At 61.5% G+C, this 26,284-nt stretch carries 15 protein-coding genes; 7 read left to right on the top strand and 8 right to left on the bottom strand.

The genetic code is table 11. The annotated features are described in order from the left end of the window. The first annotated feature begins 6 nt into the window (after positions 1 to 6). The 7 genes from OKA05_RS14860 to OKA05_RS14830 all read left to right on the top strand — a co-directional run bounded on the left by OKA05_RS14860 (position 7) and on the right by OKA05_RS14830 (position 14,572). Entirely contained in the window at positions 7 to 1,845 is a 1,839-nt protein-coding gene (locus OKA05_RS14860; protein ID WP_264487952.1) for a sodium:solute symporter family transporter, read from the top strand. Between the two features lie 22 nt (positions 1,846 to 1,867). Continuing rightward, entirely contained in the window at positions 1,868 to 4,540 is a 2,673-nt protein-coding gene (locus OKA05_RS14855) for a LamG-like jellyroll fold domain-containing protein (RefSeq protein WP_264487951.1), read from the top strand. 76 nt (positions 4,541 to 4,616) lie between these two features. Beyond that, entirely contained in the window at positions 4,617 to 7,232 is a 2,616-nt protein-coding gene (locus OKA05_RS14850; protein WP_264487950.1) for a glycosyl hydrolase family 95 catalytic domain-containing protein, read from the top strand. A 70-nt stretch (positions 7,233 to 7,302) separates the two neighbouring features. Beyond that, positions 7,303 to 9,540: a glycosyl hydrolase family 95 catalytic domain-containing protein gene (locus OKA05_RS14845; RefSeq protein ID WP_264487949.1), complete on the top strand. Its 2,238-nt coding sequence runs from the start codon at positions 7,303 to 7,305 to the stop codon at positions 9,538 to 9,540. Positions 9,541 to 9,564: 24 nt separating this feature from the next. Further along, positions 9,565 to 12,165 carry a glycosyl hydrolase family 95 catalytic domain-containing protein gene (locus tag OKA05_RS14840; RefSeq protein WP_264487948.1) on the top strand — a complete coding sequence of 867 codons (2,601 nt, stop codon included), beginning with the start codon at positions 9,565 to 9,567 and terminating at the stop codon, positions 12,163 to 12,165. Positions 12,166 to 12,318: 153 nt separating this feature from the next. Continuing rightward, a complete protein-coding gene (locus tag OKA05_RS14835) occupies positions 12,319 to 13,923 on the top strand; it encodes an esterase/lipase family protein (RefSeq protein ID WP_264487947.1) in 1,605 nt (534 codons plus the stop codon). A gap of 61 nt (positions 13,924 to 13,984) precedes the next feature. Beyond that, the gene (locus OKA05_RS14830) at positions 13,985 to 14,572 is read left to right on the top strand and encodes a lipid-binding SYLF domain-containing protein (RefSeq protein ID WP_264487946.1); all 588 of its coding nucleotides are present in this window, start codon (positions 13,985 to 13,987) and stop codon (positions 14,570 to 14,572) included. Between the two features lie 78 nt (positions 14,573 to 14,650). Here the strand turns inward: OKA05_RS14830 and sthA are convergent, their stop codons facing one another. From sthA to OKA05_RS14790, 8 genes are all read right to left on the bottom strand, one after another. Next, positions 14,651 to 16,069, bottom strand: a complete 1,419-nt coding sequence (gene sthA, locus OKA05_RS14825) for a Si-specific NAD(P)(+) transhydrogenase (RefSeq protein ID WP_264487945.1) — start codon at positions 16,067 to 16,069, stop codon at positions 14,651 to 14,653. A gap of 274 nt (positions 16,070 to 16,343) precedes the next feature. Beyond that, positions 16,344 to 19,076 carry an MGH1-like glycoside hydrolase domain-containing protein gene (locus tag OKA05_RS14820; protein WP_264487944.1) on the bottom strand — a complete coding sequence of 911 codons (2,733 nt, stop codon included), beginning with the start codon at positions 19,074 to 19,076 and terminating at the stop codon, positions 16,344 to 16,346. An 18-nt stretch (positions 19,077 to 19,094) separates the two neighbouring features. Continuing rightward, complete coding sequence (locus tag OKA05_RS14815; protein ID WP_264487943.1) at positions 19,095 to 19,229, bottom strand: hypothetical protein; 135 nt, start codon at positions 19,227 to 19,229, stop codon at positions 19,095 to 19,097. Positions 19,230 to 19,251: 22 nt separating this feature from the next. Then, a complete protein-coding gene (locus OKA05_RS14810) occupies positions 19,252 to 19,569 on the bottom strand; it encodes a DUF3302 domain-containing protein (protein WP_264487942.1) in 318 nt (105 codons plus the stop codon). An 82-nt stretch (positions 19,570 to 19,651) separates the two neighbouring features. Then, the gene (locus OKA05_RS14805; RefSeq protein WP_264487941.1) at positions 19,652 to 20,044 is read right to left on the bottom strand and encodes a response regulator transcription factor; all 393 of its coding nucleotides are present in this window, start codon (positions 20,042 to 20,044) and stop codon (positions 19,652 to 19,654) included. Continuing rightward, entirely contained in the window at positions 20,041 to 22,158 is a 2,118-nt protein-coding gene (locus OKA05_RS14800; protein ID WP_264487940.1) for a S8 family serine peptidase, read from the bottom strand. The genes OKA05_RS14805 and OKA05_RS14800 overlap by 4 nt, the downstream gene beginning before the upstream one ends. A gap of 138 nt (positions 22,159 to 22,296) precedes the next feature. Further along, positions 22,297 to 22,935: a response regulator transcription factor gene (locus OKA05_RS14795; RefSeq protein ID WP_264487939.1), complete on the bottom strand. Its 639-nt coding sequence runs from the start codon at positions 22,933 to 22,935 to the stop codon at positions 22,297 to 22,299. A gap of 52 nt (positions 22,936 to 22,987) precedes the next feature. Next, positions 22,988 to 26,083, bottom strand: coding sequence for a sensor histidine kinase (locus tag OKA05_RS14790; RefSeq protein ID WP_264487938.1), 3,096 nt, complete (start codon positions 26,081 to 26,083; stop codon positions 22,988 to 22,990). Positions 26,084 to 26,284 lie beyond the last annotated feature (201 nt).

The raw sequence follows: 26,284 nt of genomic DNA, 5'->3' as shown, positions 1-26,284 counted from the left end.
TTCCACGTGCACTCGATCGACTGGTTCATTGTTGGCGCGTTCTTCTTCGTCGTTGTGGGCGCGGGGTTCCGCTTCTCGCGTAAAAGCGCGGAGAGTTCGAAATCCTATTTCCTGGGGGCCGAGAACAAGTGGTGGATGCTTGCCGCGTCCGGAGCCTCCACCAATTTCTCGGTCAATGGCACCGTCTGGAACCTCGCGATCCTGATGGTACTGGGGATGAAATCCTTCTGGGTCACCCTGGTGTGGTGGATGCCCAACGCGGTATTCCTGATGGCGTACTCAGGCATCTGGATCCGTCGCTGCGGCGGCATCACGTCCGCGGAGCTCAACAAGATCCGCTTCGGCGTCGGAACCGGCGCGAAGTGGGCGCGCACCAGCTTTGCCTTCATGATCACGCTGTTCTCCGTGGCCTCGCTGTGCATGTCCTACATCATCATCCACAAGTTTGCGGTGGTGTTCGGACTGCCGGGCTCCAACGCGCACGGCTTGGCATTGGGAATCGTCGGCATCACCAGTATCTACGTGCTATTCGGCGGCTTCAAAGGGGTGATCCTCAGCGAGTTCTTGCAAACCGTGGTGCTGTTCGCGGTGGCGTTCATTGTCGGCTTCATCTGCTACCAGCAGTATTCGGCGGACCAGATCCACAGCGCGGTCGCGCATGGCACCGGTGCCGCCGCGGTGACGCCGGACTACTGGAAGTCGCTCGTGCCGGAAGCCACTCCGGAGATCGGAATGTTCAGTGCCGCCGAGGGCTATAAGGGTTGGCAAGACTTCATCGGTTCCACGCTCGCGTTTTCCATCGTCGGCATGATCGGTTGCGTGGGCGGAGCGGGTGGACGCTATGGCGAGCAACGGTTTCTCGCCGCCACCAATGTGAAGGAAGCAGCGAAGCTGGCGGCCCTATGGCAATTCCTGGGTTTCCCGCGCTGGATCATGACCGCCGGGCTCTGCTTCCTCGGCTATACGCTCTACAAGTCCCAGATCGCGTATGACCCGGAGAGCGTGATGCCCAGGTTTCTCCAGTCCGGCCTGCTGGCTCCCGGCCTGTTAGGATTGGTCGTCGCAGGCCTTTCCGCCTCGTTCATGACGAACTTCTGTTCCGAGATCAACGCGTGCGCCTCGATCATCGTGCGCGATCTCTATCAGCCGCTGGTCGCTCCGGGATTGGAAGACTCCGACCGCAAGCTGGTGAAAATCAGCTATGCTGCCACCGGCTTCCTGGCACTGCTGTCCGCGGCGATCGGCTATGTCATGGTCGAGTCGCAGGCTAGCGGCGGAGGCAGCGCGCTGAATGTCATCTGGGGCTGGACGCTCGGGGGGCTGCTGACCTGCTTCGTGGTCCCGCTCGCCTTCCGCTGGTACTGGGGTCGCATGAATGGCTGGGGCTTCGCCGCAGGCTGCTTGTTCAGTCTGGTGCCATCGCTGGCGATGCTGGCGCGTGCCTTTGTCCCGGAAGGACACTTTCTCAAGGCATGGCCGGAGAGCTATTACACCTATGCCACGCTGGCGACCTCCACGCTTGCCTGCATCGTGGTCTCGTGGCTGACGCCGCCGATCGAGGATGAAACCTCGGTGGCATTCTACGCCCGGGTCCGGCCCTTCGGCCTTTGGAAGGAAACAGCCGCCAAAGCGGTCCGAGCAGGCGTCCCCTTGGCCACGGCCATCCCCGTGCCCCAAATCGTCCTGAATGTGGCGATTGGACTTGTTGCCTCATTCTCCCTCTACATGGCTCCCGTCTATTTTCTCGGCCATTGGCCGCTCGAGGGTTGGATCTGTAGCGGCATTTTCGCCGCCTGCTGCGTGGTTCTGTATTTCACCTGGTATCGCACCCTGCCTGACGACTGAATTTATGAAGCGTCATCCTTCCATGAGTTTCTCGGTGATTCCATTGATCGGCCTTCTGATGTTCGGCCCCGCGAATGCGCAGTCTCGAACACCGGAGGCAGCGGGACCACGGATTGTGGCCGCTCATAATACGGTCTTTGACCAACCGCCCAAGCAGATCCCCTCCAACGGCCCGACGGACGCGCCGCTGCTTGGCAATGGCGACTTCCTCGCCGCGTTCGGAGGCCCGCCGGAAATGCTGCAATTCCATCTCTCCAAGGCCGACCTTTGGGAAATCCGCCCGGATGGGGGTCCGCGGGGACTTGGACGGGTGGACCTCGCCTTTCCCGCCCTTAAAGGCGCCACCTATCAGGTCACTCAGGATCTACTTCATGCCACCACTACCGGCAGCTTCGAGAAAGACGGCGTCACGCTCACCGTGGAATCAGCCATCGCCGCAACGGAGAACCTCCTATGGGTGACCCTTTCCTCAACCGGAGGCGACGTCAAAGGGAGCGCCCTGCTAAAGAACGCGGACCAAGCCAGCGCGCCAGACGCGATCGTGGACAATGATCATCCGGCGATCATCGGAAAAGAAGGCTACGGCGGAGGACGCTACCACTTCGATGGAGAGATCGCCGATGTCGTGGTTTCCTCGAATCCCCCTCCCCCGACTGCAGCGAGCAAGCCTGTCGCCATCCATTCTTTCGACGGCAAGACGACCTCACGTGAACTGGCCGTTTCCAAAATGGACAAGGCCGTCAATGTGGGAGCGTGGATCAAGGTCAACCGTGCTGGGGAGGCGAACTACATCATTAGCAAGGGAGAATGGAACGCCGCATATAGTCTTGGCCTGTCCGGCGGACGCCTGCGCTGGTCGGTGAACGGCACCTTCATTCAGACCGAGACGCCCCTTGAAACGGGAAAGTGGATTCACGTTGCCGCCACCTTCGAGCCCGGCGCCATGCGCCTCCTCATCAACGGCAAAACCGTTGCCGAAAAGCGGCCGCAGAAAAGCGCGGCCGGCGTGCAAGTCATCGAACGCCGCTATGAACAGGGCGTGGCCCGCCCGACGGGGGCGGCTTGCGCCTTGCGCGCCCTCCGCGGTGAAGCCGGTGATTTCACGGTCTCACCCGGCAAGCCCGTCACCTTGATTCTCTCGGCATCCGGTTTGGCCAACACCACCGACTACCGCGCCGCTGCCGTCCGGCGCGCCACGGAAGCAACTCCCGCGTCATTCACCTCCCTCACCCGCGCCCATGCGGCATGGTGGTCCGACTTCTGGAGCAAATCCTTCATCGAGATTCCCGACAAGACGCTGGAGCGTCGATACTATCTCTCCCACTACTGCATGGCCAGTTGCAGCCGGCTGCGCCATTTTCCGCCGGGCCTGTATGGATGGACGCTCTCGGAGGCGACCCCGAGGTGGGGCGGGGCCTATTTCCTCAACTACAACTTCTACGCGCCCTTCTACGGCCTGTATGCCGCGAATCACATCGAGCAAGCAATGCCCGCCAATGACGCGATCATCGATTCGATCGGGCTGGGTCGCGCTTGGTGCGAGGACGAAGGGAAGTATGAACGGATGTGCGGGAATAGCCTGAAGATCAAAGACGGCAAGGGCATTCTCCTCCCCGTCTCGATCCTTCCCCACGGAGTCACCGGTGCTCCGACAACCTGGGGCCAGCGCAGCAACGCCGCCTACTGCTGCGTGCCGATCGCCTCCACCTGGTATTCGACCTACGACCGGAACTTCGCCAAACAGGCCTATCCGTTCGTGCGGGCAACGGCCGAATTCTGGGAGGACTATCTGGTTCTCGAGAACGGGCGCTATGTGGACAAGAACGACGCCGCCCTCGAAAACTCCGGCCGCGACACCAACCCTCTTGTTAGCCTCGCCATGATCCGCCTGGTCATGGAGTTGGCCAAGGACATGAGCATCGAACTTGGCGTGGATCGCGACAAGCATTCCAAATGGGCGGATATCGGCACGCGCTTGAGCGACTATCCGACCTGCACGGTGGGCGACCTGCCACCCGGAAGCCGCATCGAGCTGCCCAATACGCCGGAGACCAAGGCCCTACCCATCTTCCGCTACAGCGAATCCGGACAGGCGTGGCAGAACGACAACGCGGTCGGCATCCAGCACATTTTCCCCGGCAACGGCATCGGGCTCGGCAAGCGCCCCGAACTTCTCGAGAGGGCTCGCAACCAGATCCAAGTGATGGCCCGCTGGATCGATCTCAACGGTTGCAACAGCTTCTACCCCGCTGCCGTGCGCACTGGCTACGATCCGGAGATCATCCTCCAGAAGTTGGGCCATTGGACGGCCACCGCTTCCAAGAACGGCATGCGCTCCGACAACCCGCATGGTACCGAGCAGTTCAGCGTAGTCCCCTGCACGCTGCAGGAGATGCTGTTTCAAAGTCACGACCACGTCCTGCGCTTCTTCCCCAACTGGCCGAAGAACCAGAACGCACGCTTCAGCACGCTGCGGGCTTACGGGGCATTTCTCGTATCGGCGGATCTGAAGGACGGCCTCATTGGCGAGGTAAAGATCACCAGTGAAAGAGGCCGGGATTGCAGCGTCATCAATCCTTGGCCCGGCCGCCAGGTACAGGTCACCCGCAACGGCAAGCCCGCAGAGACATTCGAAGGAGAACGCTTCCAATTCAAAACCTCCATCGCAGAGCGTCTTGAACTCAAAGCGAAATAACGTCCCCACAATCCGTCACGCGGGTCACGTCTGCTCTTCAGGTTTCACGGAAGCATCGCCATTTAATTCGAACACGATGACAATCGTTTCCACCACTTTCGCCATCGCCACGCTCCTCGTCACCCCCTGCCTCGGGGCGGCCATCGAGACACGCGCCGCCCCGGCGCCAGAGGGTACTGCCATCGTCGCCAGGCACACCATTGTCTTCGACAAAACCGCCACGCGCGTACCCACCAACTTCATGGTGGACGGCCCCTTGCTGGGCAACGGTGACATTGGCGTGGTACAGGCCGGCCCGCCGGAGAACCTGCTCTTTTACATCGGCAAGAATGACTTCTGGAGCATTCAGACCCAAGCGCCCACGCCGGTAGGCCAGCTCCAGATTCTCACACCCGCTTTGAAAGGCGCGACCTTCCGCACCGAGCAGGACATGCTGCTGGCAGAAACGCGGGGTCGCTTCACCCAGGGCAAATCGGAACTCAGCACGCGTTCCTTCGTGGATGCCAATGGCAATGGATTCATCCAATCGCTCGGCAATAGCGGACAAGAACCGCTGACCATCGAAGTGCGCACCCTTAAGGGAGCGGCAGTCGCTGTGGCTGACGTTCCCGCACGAGTGAATCCCCCGCCAAAGCCGCCGCTCTTTGGCTGCGAGCAGCACGGGGAGAATCGCTGGTTCTTCCGAGGAGCGATGGCCGACGCCCGAGTTCAGGATCGCGCTCTCTCGGCCGCGGAAGTCGTTGCCTTGGCCAAGACCCGCCGTGGCGAAGCCGAACGGTTTGACGGAAAGACCAGCCGACCCGCCAACGCTCCGGTGATCGACAAGGCGATGACCTTTTCGGCATGGGTCAAGCCGGACACGTTTTCAGATGAAGCCGACTACCTCCTCAGCAGCGGGGACTGGGATCACGCCTATAGCTTCGGTTTCTCCTCCGGACACCCACGCTTCAGCCTCCACGGGATCGCCTTCCAACATCCGGGGACCATCCCTCTGGGACAGTGGACCCACGTGGCGGCTGTTTTTGACGGCAAGTCGATGCGCATCTATCTCAATGGCCTCGCCGGGAACGATGATGCGGGGGATTCATTCCTCCTCGATCCCGACGCCAAACCCGAGGGCCGTAAAGCCGGGGTTTCAACCCGCGTTCTGTTCAAGGACGGCTCCCGCACCTTCACGCTCGCACCCGGCGAAACCGCGATCGTGGCGACCGTGATCTTGAGTGATCTGGACGTCGGAAGCCCGGATCCGCTGGCCACGGCCAAAACAAAAGCGGCAGCCCTGACTCCGGCAACCATCAAGCAACAGGTCCTGGGCCATCGCGCATGGTGGAACAACTTCTGGAGCCAATCCTTCATTGAGATCCCCGACAAGGTGATCGAGCAGAACTGGTATTCGTCCCAATACGTCATGGCCTCATGCAGTCGCAAGGGCAAGGTTGCGCCCGGTCTGTGGGGAAACTGGATTACCACCCGCACTCCCGCGTGGCACGGGGACTTCCATCTCAACTACAACTTCCAGGCACCGTTCTATAGTCTGTATGCCGCCAACCACACCGATGGCACCCTGCCCTTTTACGAGGCCTTGAATCAATCCATACCGCGCGGGCGAAGCATCGCCCAAAAGCGCGGCTGGAAGGGCATCCATCTTCCGGTTTCCATCGGCCCTTGGGGAATGTGCCCGGAGGGCGACAACAGCGACCATGGCCAGCGCAGCAACACAGCTTACTCCGCCCTGCTTTACATCTGGCACTGGCAATACACCCGCGATGAGGCTTGGCTGGAGCACGATGGCTATGCCTTCGTGCGTGAGACTGCCTTGTTCTGGGAAGACTACCTGAAGCTTGAGAATGGCCGTTATGTGATCTACAACGACTCAATCCATGAAGGCTCGGGAGCGGATTTCAACCCGCTCCTTTCGCTCGGTCTGGTCCGCACGCTTTTTCAAAACATTGTGCCCATGAGCGAGGTCCTGGGACTGGACACCGCCAAGCGCGCCAAATGGAAAGACATCAGCGAGAAGCTCAGCGCGTTCCCCACACAGGAGCGCGGTGGCAAGACGGTCTTCCGCTACAGTGAGAAGGGCACGCCATGGTGGGGAGACAACACCCTGGGAATCCAGCACATCTTCCCCGCCGGAAGCATCGGCTTGGACAGCGACCCCGGACTGCTTGAGATCAGCCACAATATGCTGGATGCCATGGGCCGCTGGCGCGACTACAACGGCAGTTCCTCATGGTACACCGCTTGCGCGCGCGTGGGTTACCAGCCCGCGCGTATCCTGACCGAGCTGCGCCACATGCTCGACACGCATTCACTGCCGAACCGGCTGCTTAACTTCGGAGGCGGCGGGATCGAGAATGCATCTCCCTCCTTGGCGGTCACCGAGATGTTGCTTCAGAGCCACGATGGAAAAATACGCTTCTTCCCCTGCTGGCCCAAGGAACAGGATGCCCGCTTTGGCTCGTTGCGGGCGGTGGGCGCCTTCCTCGTGTGGGGCGAATGGAAAGGCGGCGTCGTGGCCGGCGTGAAGATCGTCAGCGAAAAGGGCGAGGACTGCACCATCGTCAATCCGTGGCCCGGGAAGAAGGTGCAAGTCCTCCGCACCGGAAAAGCTGCGAACACCGTGGAAGGCACCCATTTCACACTCGAAACCACTGTCGGGGAATCCCTTGAACTCAAGGTGGACTCATGACGCAACCCCGGAGCCTGGAAACAAGGCATCAGCGCCACGTAACCCTGCAAGTCACTCGTTCAACCGGTGTATGATCAACATCCTGTTTCCCCTTTGCCTCTGCTTGCTTTCATTGAGCGCCCTCGCGGAGGACACCGCCCTGAAGATCGTCGGCCAATATAAGGCCGTGTTCACCTCGCCGCCGCGCAAGATTCCGGCGAGCACTGCGGTGGACGCGCCGCTGTTAGGCAACGGCGATCTACTTGTCGCCCTCGGCGGGAAAGCCGAGAAACTTCGCTTTCATGTCAGCAAGAACGACCTCTGGGTCATGCGCGGCGACCACGACACTCGTCCGCAACCGCTCGCACGGCTAGATGTGGGGCTGTCCGGCATGGAGGACGCCTCTTACCGGGTAGAACAGGATTTGGCGCAAGCCATCACAACCGGGACCTTCACGAAGGAGAAGACGACGGTAACACTCGAAACGGGCGTCGCGGCCACGGAGAACCTGCTATGGATCAAGCTCTCCGTTTCCGGTGGGGAGATTCAGGGCCGCGCAGGACTGTTCCTGCCGAGCCAAGACGGCCAGACAGAGATTCCCGTCGGCACGCACACGAGCGTTCGGAATTCCCAGGGTATCTACAGGAAGGGCAACGCGTGCGAAGAAACCGTCATCCGCGGCACAGATGGCGTCCAGGTGGCTGAACGAAAATTCAGTCAGAAGGTTGTCGTGCCGTCCGGAGCAACTTGCGCGATGCGAGTCGTGGGAGCCAAAGAGTCCTTCGTTCTCACGCCGCAAAAGCCGGTATTGATCGTGATGTCGGCATCCGGCCTCGCGAATACGCCCGACTTCCGTGCGGCAGCCATCAAGCGCGCGACCACGTTCGGGAAAGATGAGTTGCCGGCAGTCAGGCAGGCGCACCAGAGGTGGTGGCAGGGCTTCTGGGACAAGTCGTTCGTGGAGATTCCCGACAAGCTGCTGGAGCAGCGCTACTACCTGTCGCACTACGGCATGGCCTGCGCCAGCCGGCTGCGCGGATTCCCGCCGGGCATCTTCGGCTGGAACACCACCGACACGCCTATGTGGAACGGCGACTACCACATGAACTACAATCTCGTCGCGCCGTTTTACGGCCTCTATGCCGCCAACCACATCGAGCAGGCCGACCCTTGCAACGACGCGATCATCGACTCCCTCGAAAACTCCCGCGACTTCTGCCGCAAGCAATTCGGATTCGACGGCATTGCCCAGAGGGTTGCACACGGCCCCAAGGGTTCGCTGGCGCATCTAACAGACGCCGGACAGAAGAGCCACGCCTCCTATTCGTGCGTTCCCCTTTCCTTTCGCTGGTATGCCACCTACGACCTCGATTTTGCACGGCAAGCCTACCCCTTCGTGCGCGGGGTCGCGGAGTTCTGGGAGAATTACCTGACGTTCGAAGGCGGCCGGTATGTCATCTACAAGGACTCCGCTCACGAACAGTCCGGCGCGGACATGAACTCCCTGCACTCGCTCGCCTTCGTGCGGATGGTGATGAACCTGTCGCTCGACATGAGCCGGGAACTCAAGGTGGACGCCGGCAAGCACGAGAAATGGAACCACATCCTCGACCATCTCAGCGCGTATCCCACCATCACCGGCGCCGACCTGCCTGCCAATTTCCGCCCCAAGGACGAGTCGCTGTGGTCGCTGCCGATCTTCCGCTACACGGAACAGGGCATCCCCTGGTATCGCAGCAACGTCGTCGGCGTTCAGCATATCTACCCTGCCGGCGGCATCGGCCTGGACAGCCCGCCCGAACTTCTCCAGCGCGCCCGCAACCAGGTCCGGATGCTCGGCCGCTGGAGAGACTTCAACGGCATGAACAGCCTCTACGCGGCCGGCGTCCGTGTCGGCTATGATCCCGACACCATCCTCAAGATCCTCCACGAGACCATGGCCGCGATCGGTGGACCGAACGGCATGATCTCCGGGAATCCGCACGGCGTCGAACACTTCAGCATCGTCTCCAACACCATTCAGGAAATGCTGCTACAAAGCCACGAGGGCACCATCCGCTTCTTCCCATGCTGGCCCCGCAATCATGATGCGCGCTTTGGCACCCTCCGCGCGCGCGGCGCATTCCTGATCAATGCCGAGTTGAAAAATGGCACCGTCACGGGCGTCAAACTTCTCAGCGAAAAAGGCCGGGACTGCACCCTCGCCAATCCGTGGCCGGAGAAAAAGGTACAGGTCATCCGCGGCGGCCAACCGGCGGAAACCGTCGAAGGCGAGCGCTTCACGTTCAAGACCGTCGTTGGGGAGACACTGGAACTCAGAGCGAATTAAGACTTCTTCCATCCACCTGACTTCATGCTCGCCTCCCGCTCCAGTGTCCTTTTCTTCGTCCTGCTCGCTTTGCCCTGCATGGCCGCGCCCAAGCCTCCCGCTCCCGAAGGCGCGGACTTAGCTGGCAAGCACGCCATCATCTTCGGAAAGCCGGCAGCCCGGGTGCCTACCGCAGGCATGACAGATGGTCCATTGCTCGGCAACGGAGACATCGGCGTGGTGCAGGCGGGATCTCCGGACCTGCTGAGTTTTCACATCGGCAAGAATGACTTCTGGAGCCTCAAGCGGTTGCTGCCCCTCGTCGTCGGGCAGGTGCGTATTGTCACTCCCGCCCTCAAGAACGCCACCTTCCACACCGAGGCGGACCTGCAATTGGCAGAGACCCGCGGCCGCTTCACGCAGGGCGATGCAGAGCTAAGCACGCGCTCGTTGGTGGACGCCAATGGCAGCGGTTTCATCCAGACGCTCACCAACAGCGGAAAGCAGCCGCTGGACATCACAGTGCACAATATCAAAAGCGACGAGATTCGCACTGCCACCGGTCCCGCGCTCGTAAGTCCTGCCACCAAACCCGCGCTCTATGGCTGCGAGCAGAGCGGAAAAAACCGATGGTTCTTCAAGGGCGCGATGGCCGATACTCAGGTGCTGGACCGTGCGCTCTCTGATGAAGAGATCGCCACTCTCGCCAGAGCACCGCGCGGTGAACCGCAGATTTTCGATGGCAAGACCACTCGCCCTGCCAACGCCCCGGTCATTGAAAAGGCGATGACCTTCAGCGCTTGGATCAAGCCAGATGAGTTGTCCAAAGCGGGCGATTACCTGTTTAGTTCCGGCGCGTGGAACAAGTCCTTAAGCCTCGGATTCTCTGCCGGGAAGCTGCGCTTTTCTCTCAGCGGCGTGACGCTCCAATATCGGGGCACCATTCCGCTGCGGGAGTGGACCCATGTGGCCGCCGTTTACAAGGACCGGACGATGCGTCTCCATATCAACGGCGTCGCAGAGAACAATGACGCCGGCGCTTCGTTTCACCTCGATCCTGATGCCACGCCCGAAGGCCGCAAGGTCGGGGTCTCCACGCGGGTGCTGTTCAAGGATGGCGCGCGCTCTTTTACCCTCCAACCCGGCGAAAGCGCCACGGTGGCCACCGTCATCCTCAGCGATCTGGATGTCAAAGGTGCCGACACGCTTGCCGCGGCAAAGGTCCAAACGGCGGCCCTGACCGCGGGTGCGGTGAAGCAGCAGATCGAAGCCCACCGCGCCTGGTGGCGCAACTACTGGAGCCAGTCATTCATCGAGATTCCCGACAAGGTCATCGAGCAGAACTGGTACGCCTCCCAATACACCATCGCCTCATGCTGCCGCGCGGGCAAGATCGCCCCGGGACTGTGGGGCAACTGGATCACCACCAACGACTCCGCTTGGCATGGCGACTACCACCTGAACTACAACTTCCAAGCTCAGTTCTACGGCCTCTATGCCGCCAACCACACCGACGAGACACGGCCCTTCTATGAGGCCATGAACCAGTCCATCCCGGTCGGCAAGCGCATGGCCGCGGACCGGGGCTGGAAAGGCATCCACCTCCCGGTGGCCTTGGGCCCGTGGGGTACCCTGCCCTATGGCGAGCGCAAGGACCACGGCCAGCGCAGCAATGCCGCCTTCGCGGCCTTGCCCTACTTCTGGTATTGGAACTACACCCGCGACAAGGAGTGGCTGAGGAAGGAAGGATACGCCTACGTTCGCGAGGTGGCGGACTTCTGGGAAGACTACCTGAAGCTGGAAAACGACCGCTACGTGATCGTCAATGACTCCGTTCACGAGGGTTCCGGACCTAACACCAATGCCATCCTCTCGCTGGGCATGGTGCACGCGTTGTTCGAAAACATCGTGCCGATGAGCGAAGCTCTCGACGTCGATGCCGACAAGCGCGCCAAGTGGAATGAGATCCGGGCGAAACTCAGCGACTTCCCCACTCTGGAGCGCAAGGGCAAAACCCTCTTCCGCTACACCTCGGTAGGACCCGCTGGATGGAGGGACAACACCGTGGGCATCCAGCACATCTTCCCCGCCGGTTGCATCCACTTGGACAGCGATCCGAAGCTGATCGAAATCAGCCACAACATGCTCGACGCCATGGGCCGCTGGAGCGACCCCAACGGCAGCGCTTCATGGTACACCGCCTGCATCCGGGTCGGCTACAAGCCTGCGATCGTCTTAAAGAATCTGCGCACCCTATTCGACAAGCGCTCGTTGCCCAACAAGGTCCTCTCTTTCGGCGGTGGCGGCATCGAAAACGTCGCGCCTTCGCTGGCGGTCACCGAGATGCTCTTCCAAAGCCACGCCCGCGTCCTCCGCTTCTTCCCCTGCTGGGCGAAAGAGCAGGATGCCCGCTTCGGAGGAATTCGAGCGGTGGGCGCCTTCCTCGTTTGGGCTGAACTCAAAAGCGGCCAAATCAGCGGCGTGAGGATCTACAGCGAAAAGGGCTTGGACTGTAACCTCGTCAATCCTTGGCCGCAGAAGACAGTGCAAGTCATCCGCAACGGCAGATTGGCGGAAACCGTCGTAGGAGAACGCTTCAAGATCAAGACATCGACCGGAGAAAGCCTTGAGCTCAAAGCGGAATGACGTCCCGGCAAATCCGCCGCTCGAATCGGCGGCCGACCCAGGACCGCGATGGTACTAAGGTCCAATTGGCGAATCGTCCGGCATTCTGCAAGCCTGCCTTCCGGCTGAGGTTCAGAGCGATTCATCCCTCTTGCCGCTGGCGTCGAGCAATCCATGAAATTCCATTCCACTTTCCCCTGCTTGGCAGGCGTCTTCGTTTTCGCCGGATGTGCGTCCAAACCTCTGCCGCCCGACGAGGCACTGCACCGATCGGCAGCCGTCCATCTCAAGGAAGCGGGGGCAAAAGCCACACCGGATGAGCAGCGTGCGGCCCTCTACCTGCAATCCGCTGCAGAGGCCCATGCGTTGCTTGGCTCGGCATCCTCCGGTGAAGCAAGCCGCGTGATCTACAACAAGGCGGCCACCGATCTCACGGTGCTGCTTCGCAATGCCGATCAGGGCAAGATGTGGAATCGTCCCCTGACACTTGCCGCCAATGGCACCACCTACCGCCTGCGCTATTCCCCCGGGACCCGGGATGGCGTCTGGAGCCCGCAATACTTCACCGACTTCAAGCCGGCTGCGGAAGTCCCGGATGGAACCATTGATGCGAAGAACCGCCAGGATGGGATCGGCGGCGCGCTGGTCGGCGTCCACAAGACCACTCCTCTGGAAGCCTTCTCACCTCGGGTCGGCGTCGCCGCGCCGGTCACGGCCATTCTGGATTTCAAGGGGCAGGAAGCGACTCTCACGCTCATCGATCCTGTCGAGCGCCCCAAGTTTGCTGTGGCTGGCAAGGAGCGGGTGATGGACGCCGATTTCTCGGCACCGCTGGCTTACTATCCCCAGAAGTCGGAACTCTGGAACGGCCTGATGGGAGCATTCCGGGTGACCCACTACATGGGCAATACCGGCCTCTACCAATTGGAGCCCTACGATCGCGACCGGATTCCGCTCATCTTCGTCCACGGCTTGATCTCCACACCGCAGATGTGGCGCAACGTGATCAACGAGGTGGAAAAAGACCCGGTCTTGCGCGAGCGATACCAATGCATGGTATTCGGCTATCCGACCGGAAATCCGCCGGGTTACTCCGCCCTCAGACTGCGCGAGGAGCTGGCGAAGTTCGAGAAGCTGCATCCCGAAGCACGCAACTATGTGCTCGTCGGCCACAGCATGGGCGGACTGGTGTCGCGGATGCAGGCGGCAACCGTTAACCGGGAGTCGTGGAATGCGATTGGAAAGGACAAGGCGGACAAGCTCTTCGCCCATGTCGAACCGGGCAGCCTGATGGATCGCGCGACCGCCTTCAAAGCCAACCCGCGTGTTGACCGTCTGGTCTTCATCTGCACGCCGCATCGCGGAAGCGAGATGGCGCTGGGCAGGATCGGTGATCTCGGACGCCGCCTGATTTCCTTGCCCGTCGATCTGACAGGTACGATCACCAAGTCGATGGGCGACGCCATGTCGATCGCCACTGGCGCTCCCGGAAGAATTCCTAACAGCGTCACCGGCCTGTCCCCGACAAATCCCATGCTCAAGGTGCTCGATTCGCGTCCCATCGAAGCTCCCTACCACACCATCCTCGGCGACCGGGGAAGAGGCGACGGGACACTCAGCTCGGATGGCGTGGTCAAGTACTGGAGCTCCCACCTCACCACGGCGAAGTCGGAATGCGTGGTCCCCGGTCCTCACGGAGCCTGCGAGATGCCGCAAACCATCGAGGAGCTTCGCCGCATCCTCCACCTGCATCTCAAGGAAAGCGGGGCTGGACGCTGAATTCCTTTTCGCCTTTTCAGCCTGGCAACCCACAAGACTCCGCCCATCTCCTCTCCAAACCATGAAATCGAAAGCCATCGCATTGCTCCTTGCCTCCGCCGTCCTCCCCACGCTTCTCCCAAGCTGCGCCACCGACGGACCGATCACCCAGGCCAACGCGGAGTCAGCCAGCGCCTCGCAGATCTCCCGTGATTCACGCGCCGCGCTCCGTTCGCTCTATGCCCAGAATCCCCAGGCGCGGGCCCTCGGCAGCAAGGCACGCGGAGTGCTGGTCTTCCCCTCGATCACCAAGGGCGGCGTCGTGGTGGCAGCACAGGCCGGCAACGGCGCGCTGATCTTCCACAATGGCGAGATCGGCGGCTACTATCAGACCACCGCCGCTTCCTACGGCCTGCAAGCCGGCGTGCAGAAGTTCGGCTACGCTCTCTTCCTGATGGACAATGAGGCCTTCCGCAACGTCAACCGCAACGAAGGCTGGGAGGTCGGCAGCAGCCCGAGCCTCGTCGTCGTCGATCGCGGCGTGGCCGGCTCCCTGAGCACGACCACCATCGACAAGGGCAGCTATGCCTTCTTCTTCAACCAGCGCGGCCTGATGGGCGGTCTCGGTCTGCAAGGATCGAAGATCACCCGCATCTATCCGAAGCAGTAAACGAATGGCCCGCACAGCACGCCCGCGCTGCCTTGGAAACAAGGTTCCGCGGGCGACATCGTTTTCCGGCCTGGCAACTCAATACATCTGCGGTTGCTCACTCTTGGCTAGCGCATCATAGGCGGCGTATTTGTAGAGGTCGCCGAGGGTCGGGTAGTTGAAACAGGCCCGATTGAAAATTTCAGCTCCTGCTTCCGCGAGCATGGCAATGAGGCCGACATGGACCAGTTCGGTGGCCTGCTCGCCGATGATGTGGACGCCCAGCAAACGCATGTCACCTTGGCGGAAAATCAGCTTCAGGAAGCCGGTTTGGTCGCCGATGATCTCGCCTCGTGGAAGGTCGCAGTACCGCGCGCGTCCGACGACGAACTCGATCCCCTTTTCACGGAGTGATGCTTCCGTTTCACCGATCATGCTGGCTTCGGGGATCGTGTAGATCCCGGTAGGAAGGAGCGTCGCGAGATCGGACTTGAAGGTTGATCCAAAGGCATCGGACACGGCCACGCGGGCCTGTTCGATGCCAGTGGCGGCGAGAGCCGGAGGACCGACGACGTCGCCGGCCGCGTAAATATGAGGCACGGCGCTCTGGTAGTGCCCGTTGACCGGTATCAGACCCCGGTTCCCCGGAGCAATGCCGGCCGCGGCGAGGTTGAGATCGTCCGTATTGCTCTTGCGTCCGGCACAGACGAGCACGCCGTCACAGGACAGCGTTGCCCCGCTCGACAGCGTGAGCACCACTTCGCCGGGCTTGGTAGCGTCGCAGGATGTCACCCGCTCCTTCCAATGAAACTGTACGCCGTTCTCCGCCATCGCGGAGGCGAGCGTCCGGGAAATTTCCGGATCGAGAAAAGGCATCAGCGTGTCCCGGCCATCGACGAGATGAGTTTCGACTCCTAGGGAGGCGAACGTTCCTGCGTACTCGCTGCCAATCACTCCGCCGCCGATGACGACGAGCTTTTTCGGCATCGCTTCGAGCAGCAGGATCTCGTCGGAGTCGTGCACACGATCATCGCTGAAGCAGAATTCGGCAGGGCGTAGCGGCGAGGATCCGGTCGCGATGAGGATCTTCTCGCCGCGCAGCAAGATCTCGGTGCCACCCGCTTGCACGATGCGGATCAGGTGCGGATCGACGAATGACGCCGAGCCCGTAAAGCGCGCAACTCCTCGCGCAGCCAGCCGCGCCTCGGAGCGGTCCCGTTCTGCTGCGATGACGTTTTGTTGATGCCCCATGAACTCGCCGATGGTGGCCGCGCGGCGCAATGAAAGATCAACTCCGAACAGACGCCGCGACCGCCATCCGCTCAGCGCCAAGGCTGTTTCGCGCAACGTCTTGCTCGGGATCGTACCGGTATTGATCCCCGCGCCGCCGAGATCGCAGGTCTTCTCCACGAGCGCGACATGCTTGCCGAGGAAGCCTGCCGCGGCCGCACCGCTGGCACCGGCAGGGCCACCGCCGATGACGATGAGATCGAATTGTTGGATGGATTCAGGATTCATGGCGAGTTGGATGAGCAGGAATGGGTGAAGGTTTCCCGGCCTCCGGGAGCCGGGGGCGGCAGCAGATACACGGTCATGGCGAAGATCGCGTGGAGGAACGGCATACCGGAGAGAACTCGCATGGCTCCGATCCCGGCCCTCCGGCAGATGTGGGGCTTTCAGATTTCATCGCGGAGAGTTTGTCTTACGGGTGGAGATTCGGCTCAGAAGAAAAGCATGGCACAAGCAGGGAGAACCGTCAGGTAGAACCCTCTCCCGTCGACTTTCCCTCAACTCATTTTGCGGGCAGATCGCCCTGCATTTTGAAATAGCCCGTCTTGCCGCCTTTGAGAGCTTGCTCTGGCGTAAGCGTCGCGAAGAGATGCATGGCGCGGGCGATCACGCCGGTCCATCCCGTCTGGTGACTGGCACCGAGGCCGGCGCCGTTGTCGCCGTGAAAATACTCGTAGAACTGGATGCAGTCGCACCAGTGCGGGTCCTCCTGAAACTTCTGCGCACCGCCATTGACGGGCCGGCACCCGTCCTCGCCGCGCAGGAACATGCTCGCAAGGCGGCGAGTGATTTCCTCTGCGATCTGATAGAGCGTCAGGTGCCGGCCGGAACCGGTGGGACACTCGACCGTGAAGTCGTCGCCGTAATACATGTAGTATTGCAGCAGCGCGCGAATGATCAGCGCATTGACCGGCATCCAGATCGGCCCCCGCCAGTTCGAGTTGCCGCCGAACATTCCGGAGTCGGATTCGCCCGGCAGATACCCCACGCCATACGACTGCCCCCCCGCCTCGAGGACATAAGGATGCTCGGCATGATACCGCGACAGTGCCCGGATGCCGAAGGGACTGAGGAATTCGTTCTCATCCAGCATCCGCGACAGCACCCGGCGGAGCTTGGTTTCATCGAGGATCGCTCCGAGCCGGCGACCCGCGCAGCCTGTCTGGCCAGGATCATGAATGAAGCTTGTAAGCTCCGGCCGCGCCTCCAGGAAGCCGTGGAACCGCGCCATGATCTCGGGATATTTCTCCCGGAATTCGCCCTCGAAAACGGTTACAGCGCAGAGGGGCAACAGCCCGACCATCGAGCGGACTTTCAAGCGCTGTGCCTGACCGTCCGGAGTTTGAAGGACGTCGTAGAAAAATCCGTCGTCCTCGTCCCACATGCCCGTATCGCTGCCCGCATGGATCGTTGCCGAGGCGATCGAGCAAAAGTGCTGGAGGTATTTCAGCGCCATATCGCCATAGGCGACGTTGTGCAGCGCCAGCTCGATGCTGATCTCCAGCATATTGAGACTGAAGATGGCCATCCACGCGGTACCATCGGCCTGCTCCAGATGACCACCGGTAGGCAGCGGCGCGCTGCGATCGAAGACGCCGATGTTATCCAGCCCCAGGAAGCCGCCCTCGAAGGCATTGTTGCCCGCGCGATCCTTGCGGTTGAGCCACCATGTGAAGTTGAGAGACAGCTTTTGAAAGCATCGCTCCAGCCAAACGATGTCGCCCTTGCCGGTCCGCTCCTTTTCCAGCCGGTAGGTGAAGATCGTCGCCCACGCGTGCACCGGCGGGTTGACATCCCCAAAGTTCCATTCGTAGGCCGGGATCTGGCCATTCGGATGCATGTAGTTCTCGCGCAGCATCAAGTCGAGTTGCTGCTTGGCGAAGGCCGGATCAATGAGCGAGAGCGGCAAGACGTGAAAGGCAAGGTCCCAGGCCGCGTACCATGGATACTCCCATTTGTCCGGCATTGAGATGACATCGGCATTGTAAAGATGGTGCCAGTGCCCATTGCGCGGCGCTGGCTTTCGCGCCGGGCAGAACGGATCGGAGCCTCGTTCTTCGAGCCAGCGATTCACATCAAAGTAATAGAACTGCTTGGACCACATCATGCCCGCCAGAGCCTGGCGCATGACGTTCGCCGCATCCGCATCAAGTGAAGACGGAACCACCGTCGAGTAGAACGCGTCGGCTTCGTCCCGGCGCGCCTGCATGACTCCCTCGAAATGTTTGCCGAAGGGGCCGCCGTTGTAGCTTGCTTTCAGGGCCTCGGGAGCGACGGAGGTAAGCCGGAGGCTGATCGTCTTGGACTTTCCGGGTGGCACGCTCAGGCGGTAATGGGCCGCGGCCTTCGTGCCGGTGTGCTGCGGATTTACGGCACCCGGTTCGCCTTGGACCACGCAGCGACCGATCCCGTCCTTTACAAAGGGCGACCCGCTCGGCTTACCGAAAATTCGCTCCGTGTTGGTTTCGTTCTCGGTGAACAGCAGCGCCGGATCGCCCGCGCAATACAAATAGCGGTCACCCAGCTTCACTTCCGCGGCGTGCAGCGCGGTGTCGGCAAGCCTGCCTCCGCCAGCCTTGATTGCCGGACGCGGATTGTCATCGCCCCAAGCCCAGCGATTGCGAAACCACAGCGTGGGCAGCACGTGAATCTCAGCTTCTTCCGGGCCACGATTGTGGACACCGATCTTGATCAGGATGTCCTCGGGACTTTCCTTGGCATACTCCACGAGCACATCGAAGTAGCGGTCCTCATTAAAGACACCGGTATCGAGAAGTTCGTATTCGTGCTCGTGACGCCCGCGACCGCCGTTGATCGCCACGAGATCGTCGTAAGGGTAAGCCGCCTGCGGGTACTTGTAGAGATATTTCAGGTAGGAATGCGTCGGCGTGCTATCGAGATAGAAGTAATACTCCTTCACATCCTCCCCGTGATTCCCCTCGCGGTTGGTCAGTCCGAACAAGCGCTCCTTGAGGATCGGGTCGCGCCCATTCCACAGCGCCAGCGCGAAACACAACCGCTGGCGATCGTCGCAGATCCCCGCCAGCCCGTCCTCACCCCAGCGATAGGCACGGGACCGCGCCTGGTCGTGGCTGAAGTAGTCCCACGCGTTGCCGTCTTCGCTGTAGTCCTCCCGCACGGTCCCCCACTGCCGCTCGCTCAGATAGGGACCCCATTTTTTCCAAGGAACGCCATTCTCCGCGGCTTCATCGAGGCGTTGTTGCTCGGCGTTCATCATCGGAGAAGGCTGGGACTATTTCGACGGAGTACCTCTGAAATCGCCGCCGAGTGCCAGATGGAGGTTCACGCGTTCGCGCAGGCGGGAAGCGCGGATCTGGGTCAGCTCCACCTTGGCAGCCAGGTTTTCCGCGGCGAGTCTCAAAATCACGAAGGTGTCGATCTGACCTTGGTCAAATTGGAGTCGGCCAAGCTTGGCGGCAGAGCAGCTTCGAGTAGGCCCAGAGCCAGGCGATCGGCCACAACAGCCCGCCGAAGAACAAGGAAAGCAGGCACAGGCACTGGATCGCCTTCGCCTGGGGATGCTTCCGCTTCTCCGCGATCTTCTCCGGCATGATGTGGAGGATCCAGAACACGGCGATGCCCACGATCGGCACCAGAAACAGCACCACCCAGAACATGACGTCGGCCGTCTTGTCGAGGGCTTCGCCTTTGAGGAAGGGCGCATGGGCGTTCGCCGGAGCGAAGGCCGCAATGATCGTTGAAAGCAAGGTTCACGCTCGGGGCATGCGACGGGGCATGGAGTGTATCGCAGGTATCATAAATGCGGTTGAGATGACTGGTCCTTTGCCCTTAGGGAAGGGACCCCGGATTCGCAGGATAGCAGGCCCAACGCACCGCATCCAGCAGCGCTTGGATATCCACCGGCTTGCGGAAATAGGCCGCAGCACCGGCGCTTCGGGCCGCGGCGCGGGTTTCATCGGTATCCTGCGCGGTGAGCAGGACCAAGGGGAGTTTCAAGCCCGCGGAATCCAATAGAATCTTCAACTCCAGCCCGCTCATCCCCGGCATGGTCATGTCCGCTACGATGCAGCCGGCATCCCCTTGATGGGTCGCGGCGAGAAATGCCTCCGCGGACTCATAGGCCTCCGAGGGCAGCCCGGCCTGGGTCATCACCCGCGTCAATGCCCGCCGCACGCTAGCGTCGTCATCGATGATGAAGATGGTGGATTTCCCCGGCGTCATGGCGCTGTCGCCTTCAAGCGAAAGAAATCCGCGGTATTGCTGCCTACTCCGAGCGTTGCTTGCCGCAGCTGTATGCCGCCCGCAGTCGAGATGAGCGCGTCTGTTGCGGGCGTGATTGGCAGCCATCCGCTCAAGGTGGCGCTGTGTTCAAACGAGAGGGTTGCGTCGCTCGCGGTGGGATTCTTGCGATAGCTCAGGGAAAACACTGACCCGGCGTGGGAGACGGCGGCCAGCGGAGCCGGGGTAGGTGCATTGGGATCGCCGCCAGTGGCATACTCCACGACATTGGGAACTCCGTCGCCATCCGGATCTGCATTGGGAAGGGAACTGCCGGAAGCCAACACCACGTTGAAGTTCGACTGTCGCCAGATTTCGTGTGGCGAACGGGTCAGACCAAGGGCCAGATCCGCCATCAGGATGCCGTGACCGGTGTTCACCTCGTATCCTTCATCCTCGATATCGATGCAGCTCGATTCGAGCAAGGTGCGCAGTTGGGTATTGGTGAGTGCGGGCTTGCGGCTCCACACCACTGCGGCGAGGGCAGCCGCATGCGGGGCCGCGGCGCTGGTGCCGTAGAAGGGCGAAAAGCCCGGAACCGACGTTGCTCCACCTGTGGCGGCAGTCAGTGAGGGAGCCGGAATTGTCACGCCACCGCTAGCAAGGAAATTGCCAGGCGTGATGGGCGTGCCATCCGGTTCGTAGAACATCTTGTGCGGACCATCGGAAGAGCTGTCGCGCACCGGCGAATCGGAGGTAAAGGGCCCCGGGGCCACCGCCGAAGCGTCGGAGGCCGCGATCGACATGCAGCTTGCGGTCGCGGCATGACCAATGGTCTGGCCCGCGGTGGCAATCTCCAGCGGATTGCCCGTGCAGGAGAGGCGCAGGTAGCGCGGGGCGGCTCCATTCGCCTTCCAGATCACGATGCGTTCGCCCGGGTTGATCTCATCGATGAACTCGAAGGGCTCGTCGTCACCGTCCTGTGTGTCGGCGGAGGAACTCACGATGGTCGAGCCATCCGCACTGAGGATGTGGAGATCGTAGTCATTGGCAGAGGTGTGGTATTCGTCGCTCCATTGCAGCGAGCCGCCGGATGGGTCATCGGTGAGTCGATTGAAGTTCTGGGGGCCGAAGTCATGGACCACCCCCGCGGGCAACAATGCTTCGCCACCACCGCTGGCAAAGTCGCCTTCCCAGGTGGTGGAGGTGCCCTTCGCCAAACTGCCTTCGTTGCCGGAGGACGAGAGATAGAGCGCTCCATCGGCAACCACGTCATTGACCGCTTGGCCGATCTCATCGTCTTGGAACTGCCACTCGTTGCCGTAGGAGATGTCGTCCACGATCACCTTGCAGCCGGCTTCCCTCAGCAGCAGGATGGAATCCGCAAAAGCGGCCTTCCCGCCGGAAGCGGAAGCGAAAATGATCTCCGCGCCAGGTGCGAGATCGGCCACGATCTCGGACATCGCTGTTCCTTCGCCGCTGCCCGGTATGCCGCTACGATCGGGTAGGATCGAAAACGACGGCAGTTCCCCGTTTTCCACCGAGTCTTCATAATAATCGACGCTATCCGAGATGACTCCCACTTTCACGCCGCTGCCATTGGAGCCAAAGAAGGTCCGCGATGAAGCCGCCTTGTGAGCCGCATCTCCCTCGCTGAGCACCGGGCCGGTGTGGCGAACCAGCCGCGCGCCCTGCTTGATTCGCTTCACATCCTCGCGGGCTGCAATGCCTTGCAACGCGGCGGGCGGGAGACAGACGCGCAGGGCACCCAAGCGCGGCGACTCATAGATGATGCTGCCTCCCGCGCCGACGATCGCTTGCCTGAGATCCACAGAGGGTGGCGCGGAAATATCCACGGTCACCCGTCCATCAGGCTCCCGGCAAACCCGCGACCGGAGAAGCGGCGCACCCGCTACCGCTTCGAGACCGGCGGTCTCCCGACTGAGGAACAAAAGCTGGGAATCGAGCTTTCGTTCGGCAGGCGTGCGTGCCGCCTTCTCGATCTGAATCGCAACGATCTGCCCCGCCAGATCAGGTCCCGATTGAGCCGCAAAGCTGGTGCCATAGGCGACGAATAGAGCGGTGATCGAGAGGATGCTGCAACGGTGGTCCTTCATCTTCAACTGGAGTCGTGTGGTTGCCCTCCTTTAACAAAAGGGCTCCGTGGGAGGGCAAATCCAAGCCTGCCAGATTCCATGCCCGGCCTACAATTGGACCTTAGTTCAGTGACCGATGCGGTATCCGGGAACTTCCGTTCACTTCACCGCGGCCTCGAAACCGACAGAAACGCAGGCTCGCACCAATTGCGCCACGGAGACGACCTTCATCTTCTCCATCACTCGCCCGCGATGGACCTTCACGGTTTGTTCCACCACACCGAGCTCATCCGCAATCTGCTTGTTCAAGGCACCGGAAATCACCCAAGCCATGACTTCCCGCTCCCGCTCGGTGAGCGAGTCGATCTGGCGGCGCAATCGCTCCACCTGGGAAGTGGATTCGATCAGTGCCCGATGGGTTTCGATGGCATCCCGGACAGCCTGCAGAAGATCCTCGTCATCGAAGGGCTTGGTCAGGAATGTCACCGCTCCCTGCCTCATCGCTTGCACCGTTGAGGGAATGTCACCATTCCCGCTGATGAAGATCACCGGGCAAGGGGCCGGCTCCGAAGCGAGTTCGCGCTGCAATTCCAGTCCTCCCAGCCCGGGCATCTGCAAATCCAGGATCAGGCAGGCAGGATGTGGCCAAGGCACGGGTCGCGCCGCAAGGAAGTCCTCCGCGGAAGAGAAGGTCCGCGCTTCAAAGCTCGCCTGCCGCACCATTCGGGCCAGGCAGCGACACACCGATGCATCGTCGTCGACGATATAGACCGCAGGCGCTGATCGATCTTCAGACATGGGAGAATGCATGAAACCTGAGACAAACCCTCACCCGCTGACGAGATAAAATTCAGATGCCCGAAACCGGCAACAGCAGCCTGAATTGCGCCCCTCCTTCCGGATGATTCGCCGCCACCAGGCTCCCGTGGAATCTCTCGGCAATGCTGCGGCTGATCGCCAGTCCCAGCCCGAGACCACTATGCTTGCTCGATACGAAGGGTTCGAACAAGCGGTCGATCATGTCCGGTGGAATCCCCGGGCCTCCATCATGCACGCTCAGCTCGACCACTCTGCCTTGCAAGCGCGTCGCCACCGCAATCGCTCCGCCTTCCCCTGCTCCCTCCATGGCATCCAAGCCGTTCAGTACCAGGTTGATGAGCACTTGTTGGATCTCGACACGTCCGGCCTTGGCAGCAGGCAGCCCCTCCGTCAGATGGAGCACCATCTTCACCTTCCGTCCTACGATCTCACTGTGAAGCAGCCCCAGCGTTTGCGTCACCGCTTCGTTCAAGTCCACCGCCTGGGGCTCGGCGGCCACCTCCTTGCGGAACATCGCACGCATGCCATGGATGATGCCGCCGGCCCTCTTCGCATCGTCGGCGATGTCGTCGAGAATCGCTGCGGTTTCCGTCAAATCCGGCGAGCCGTCCCTGAAATCCCGGCGAGCCACCTGGGCATTCCCCAGAATGGCGGCGAGCGGTTGATTCAGCTCGTGCGCCAACGCCGACGAGAGTTCGCCGAGCGTGGCCACCCGGGTCAAGTGAGCCACCTCATTGAGATGCTGCCGGGCATCCGCCTCCGCCCTCGCCAGTCGCTCCATTTCTTGTGCGCGGCGGAGCCGTGCCCGCGACCGCCAGGCTGCAAGAAAGCCTCCCGTGGTCATGAGAAGCGCCACCATCCCACCGCGGAACCACGCTGTCTGCCAATAAAAGGGCTGCACCGTGAAGCTCACGCCACTCACCTGATCCGACCATCGACCGTCTGGATTTGCAGCGCTGACCACGAAACGATAGTCGCCCGGAGGAAGCAGCGGAAAACGGGCGGATCGGATACCACGGGTTTCCGACCACCCGTTGTCCAAGCCTTCCATCCGATAGCGGAAGCGGATCTTCTCCGGCTTGGAATAGGCGAAAGCCGTGAAGCGGATCTCCACTTCGCGGGGACCCGGAGGGACTATGAATTTGTCCGTGATCCCGCTGATCCGCCGCCCGTCTAACAGCACATCCTCAATTAGCAGCGAAGGCGGGGAACCCTCCGTCCGGAAGCGCTTGGGATCGACTTCCACCAAGCCACGCACGGTCGAGAACAGCAGTTTGCCGGCCTTGGTTCGCAATCCCGCGGGTGAGTAGCCGCCCGTGCAGCCCGCTACCGGCATCCCATCGGATTCATCCAGGACCAATGGATGGATCGCATCCGCCCGGCCTGCCGCCACGTCCTCAAGCTCACGCTTCGACACCCGGGATATCCCGCGGTTGCAACCCAGCCACAGATACCCGTCATCGTCTTCGAGAATTTGCGCGATCGAGTTGTCGCCGAGACCGTGCCGGGCATCGACGGAATGAATCGCTCCATCCTTCAGCCACGCCAGACCGCCACCATTGGTGCCAATCCAGAGGGTGCCGTCCGCATCGAGATGCAGGGCCTGTAGCATGTCGGTGGGCAAGCCGTCGGCTTCCTTCCACTGCCGGATCTTTCCCGCTTCCCAACGGAACAGACCCGCACCGGTGGCTGCCACCCACAAAACCGGTCCGGATTCGCACGCTAGTGAAGCGATCGGTGCACCGAAGGAACCACTCGTCACCTCCTCCGGCATCCCGTCAACCATCCTCCACAACCCGCCGCGGGCAGTTCCGAGCCACAGGGTACCGGCCTCATCTTCGCACGTGGAGATCCACGATTCTGCCTTGGCCGGGATTTTCTCCGGCGAGGCCTCACCGCGGCGCTTGTGGAGGAGTTGCCCGCTACCCAGAAGCCAGGTGTCGCCATTTCTGCCATTTCTCAGTCGCAGCGCGGTGTGCAGGAAGGGGTTGTCCAACTGCCCACTCATCGGCAAGGCCTTCAAATCCTCGATGGGTCCATGGAAGATCCCACCGCCGTAAGAAGTCACCCACAGCAGGCCGTCCTCATCCTCGCTCAGTCCGTGCACCTGCCCCTGCCGTCCCGGCCCACCTACAGCGTAAGAATTGAGCCGCCGCGGTGTCACCCGGCTCAAGCCCCCCGAACGCGTCCCGACCCAGAGGATTCCATCGCGGGCTGCCTTCACCACCCGGACCGCAGGATCCACTTCTCCGGCGTCGCCCACCGGTTGGAATTTTCCATCCCGGAAGACATGAAGCCCCCCCTCCCCCGAGCCCGCCCAGATCTCCCCATCAGCCCCCTCTGTTAGACTGTAGACGACTTGAAACGGCACCCCGTGCGTCTGATTGAACTCCGTCCAAGCGCCGTCCCGATACCGCAGGATCCTGCCGTTCCCGACACTGGCCCACAACGCCCCTTCCCGATCCGCCAGCAGGTAGGGCCTTCCCAGTCGCTCTCCCGCCGGCCCGGGAACCTGTTCGAAGCGGCCCTCCTTCATCCGCCCGAGGCCGCAATCCGCCGTGGCGACCCACAAGACGCCATCCCGGTCCGTGGCGAGTCCGCTGACAGTCCCCTTCCCCAAGCCCTCAGCCTCGCCGATCTTGGTGAACCGGCCCGATTCAAATCGCTGCAGTCCGCCAGGTCCGCCCAGCCACAAGCTGCCGTCTCCCGTCTTCGCCAAGGCGAGCACGAGGTTGTGCGCCAGACCGTCCGCGGTAGTCAGCGTCCTGATGGATCCATTCCGATAGTGACTGATTCCGCCTCCACCCGTGGCGATCCAGAGGCCTCCCTCCCCATCATCGAGCAGGTCGACGATATACACGCTCTTCAAGCCCTCCGCGAGGCCGTAGGTCGTGAACTGCACCCCATCGAACCGGGCCAATCCACCCCGCGTCCCGGCCCAGATGTAGCCATCGGAAGTCTCGGCGATGGCCTCCACCGTGTTCTGTGGCAACCCATCGTCGGTGGTCCACGACTTCACCAAATACGGCGAGGTTCCCTGACCCGAGGCAAGTGCGATCAGAACGCAGCCCATCGCACAAGCGGAAGCCCGCTTGATCTGGTAGACCAGCCAATGGCGGACCGTCATCAATTCAGCAACATGCTTGGTGCCAATGTTCTCCCCCAAGACGACAAGGCAGGGCAAGCGGATAACGCCAGCTAATCAGGGGCGAGGGAAGCAAGCAGCTCCGATCGACGCGGACTCCATCGAGTCTTCGGTTTTTTTCGAGTCCAGTCGGGAGCGCTTCTTTCCATGGGCGGGCGAGCGTGAATGCCCTTCCCAGCGCCA

This window comes from Luteolibacter arcticus (assembly GCF_025950235.1).
In the GTDB taxonomy this organism is placed as follows: domain Bacteria; phylum Verrucomicrobiota; class Verrucomicrobiia; order Verrucomicrobiales; family Akkermansiaceae; genus Haloferula; species Haloferula arctica.
The sequence above is the reverse complement of the archived record's forward strand: the minus strand, read 5'-3'. Positions and strand labels throughout refer to the sequence as shown.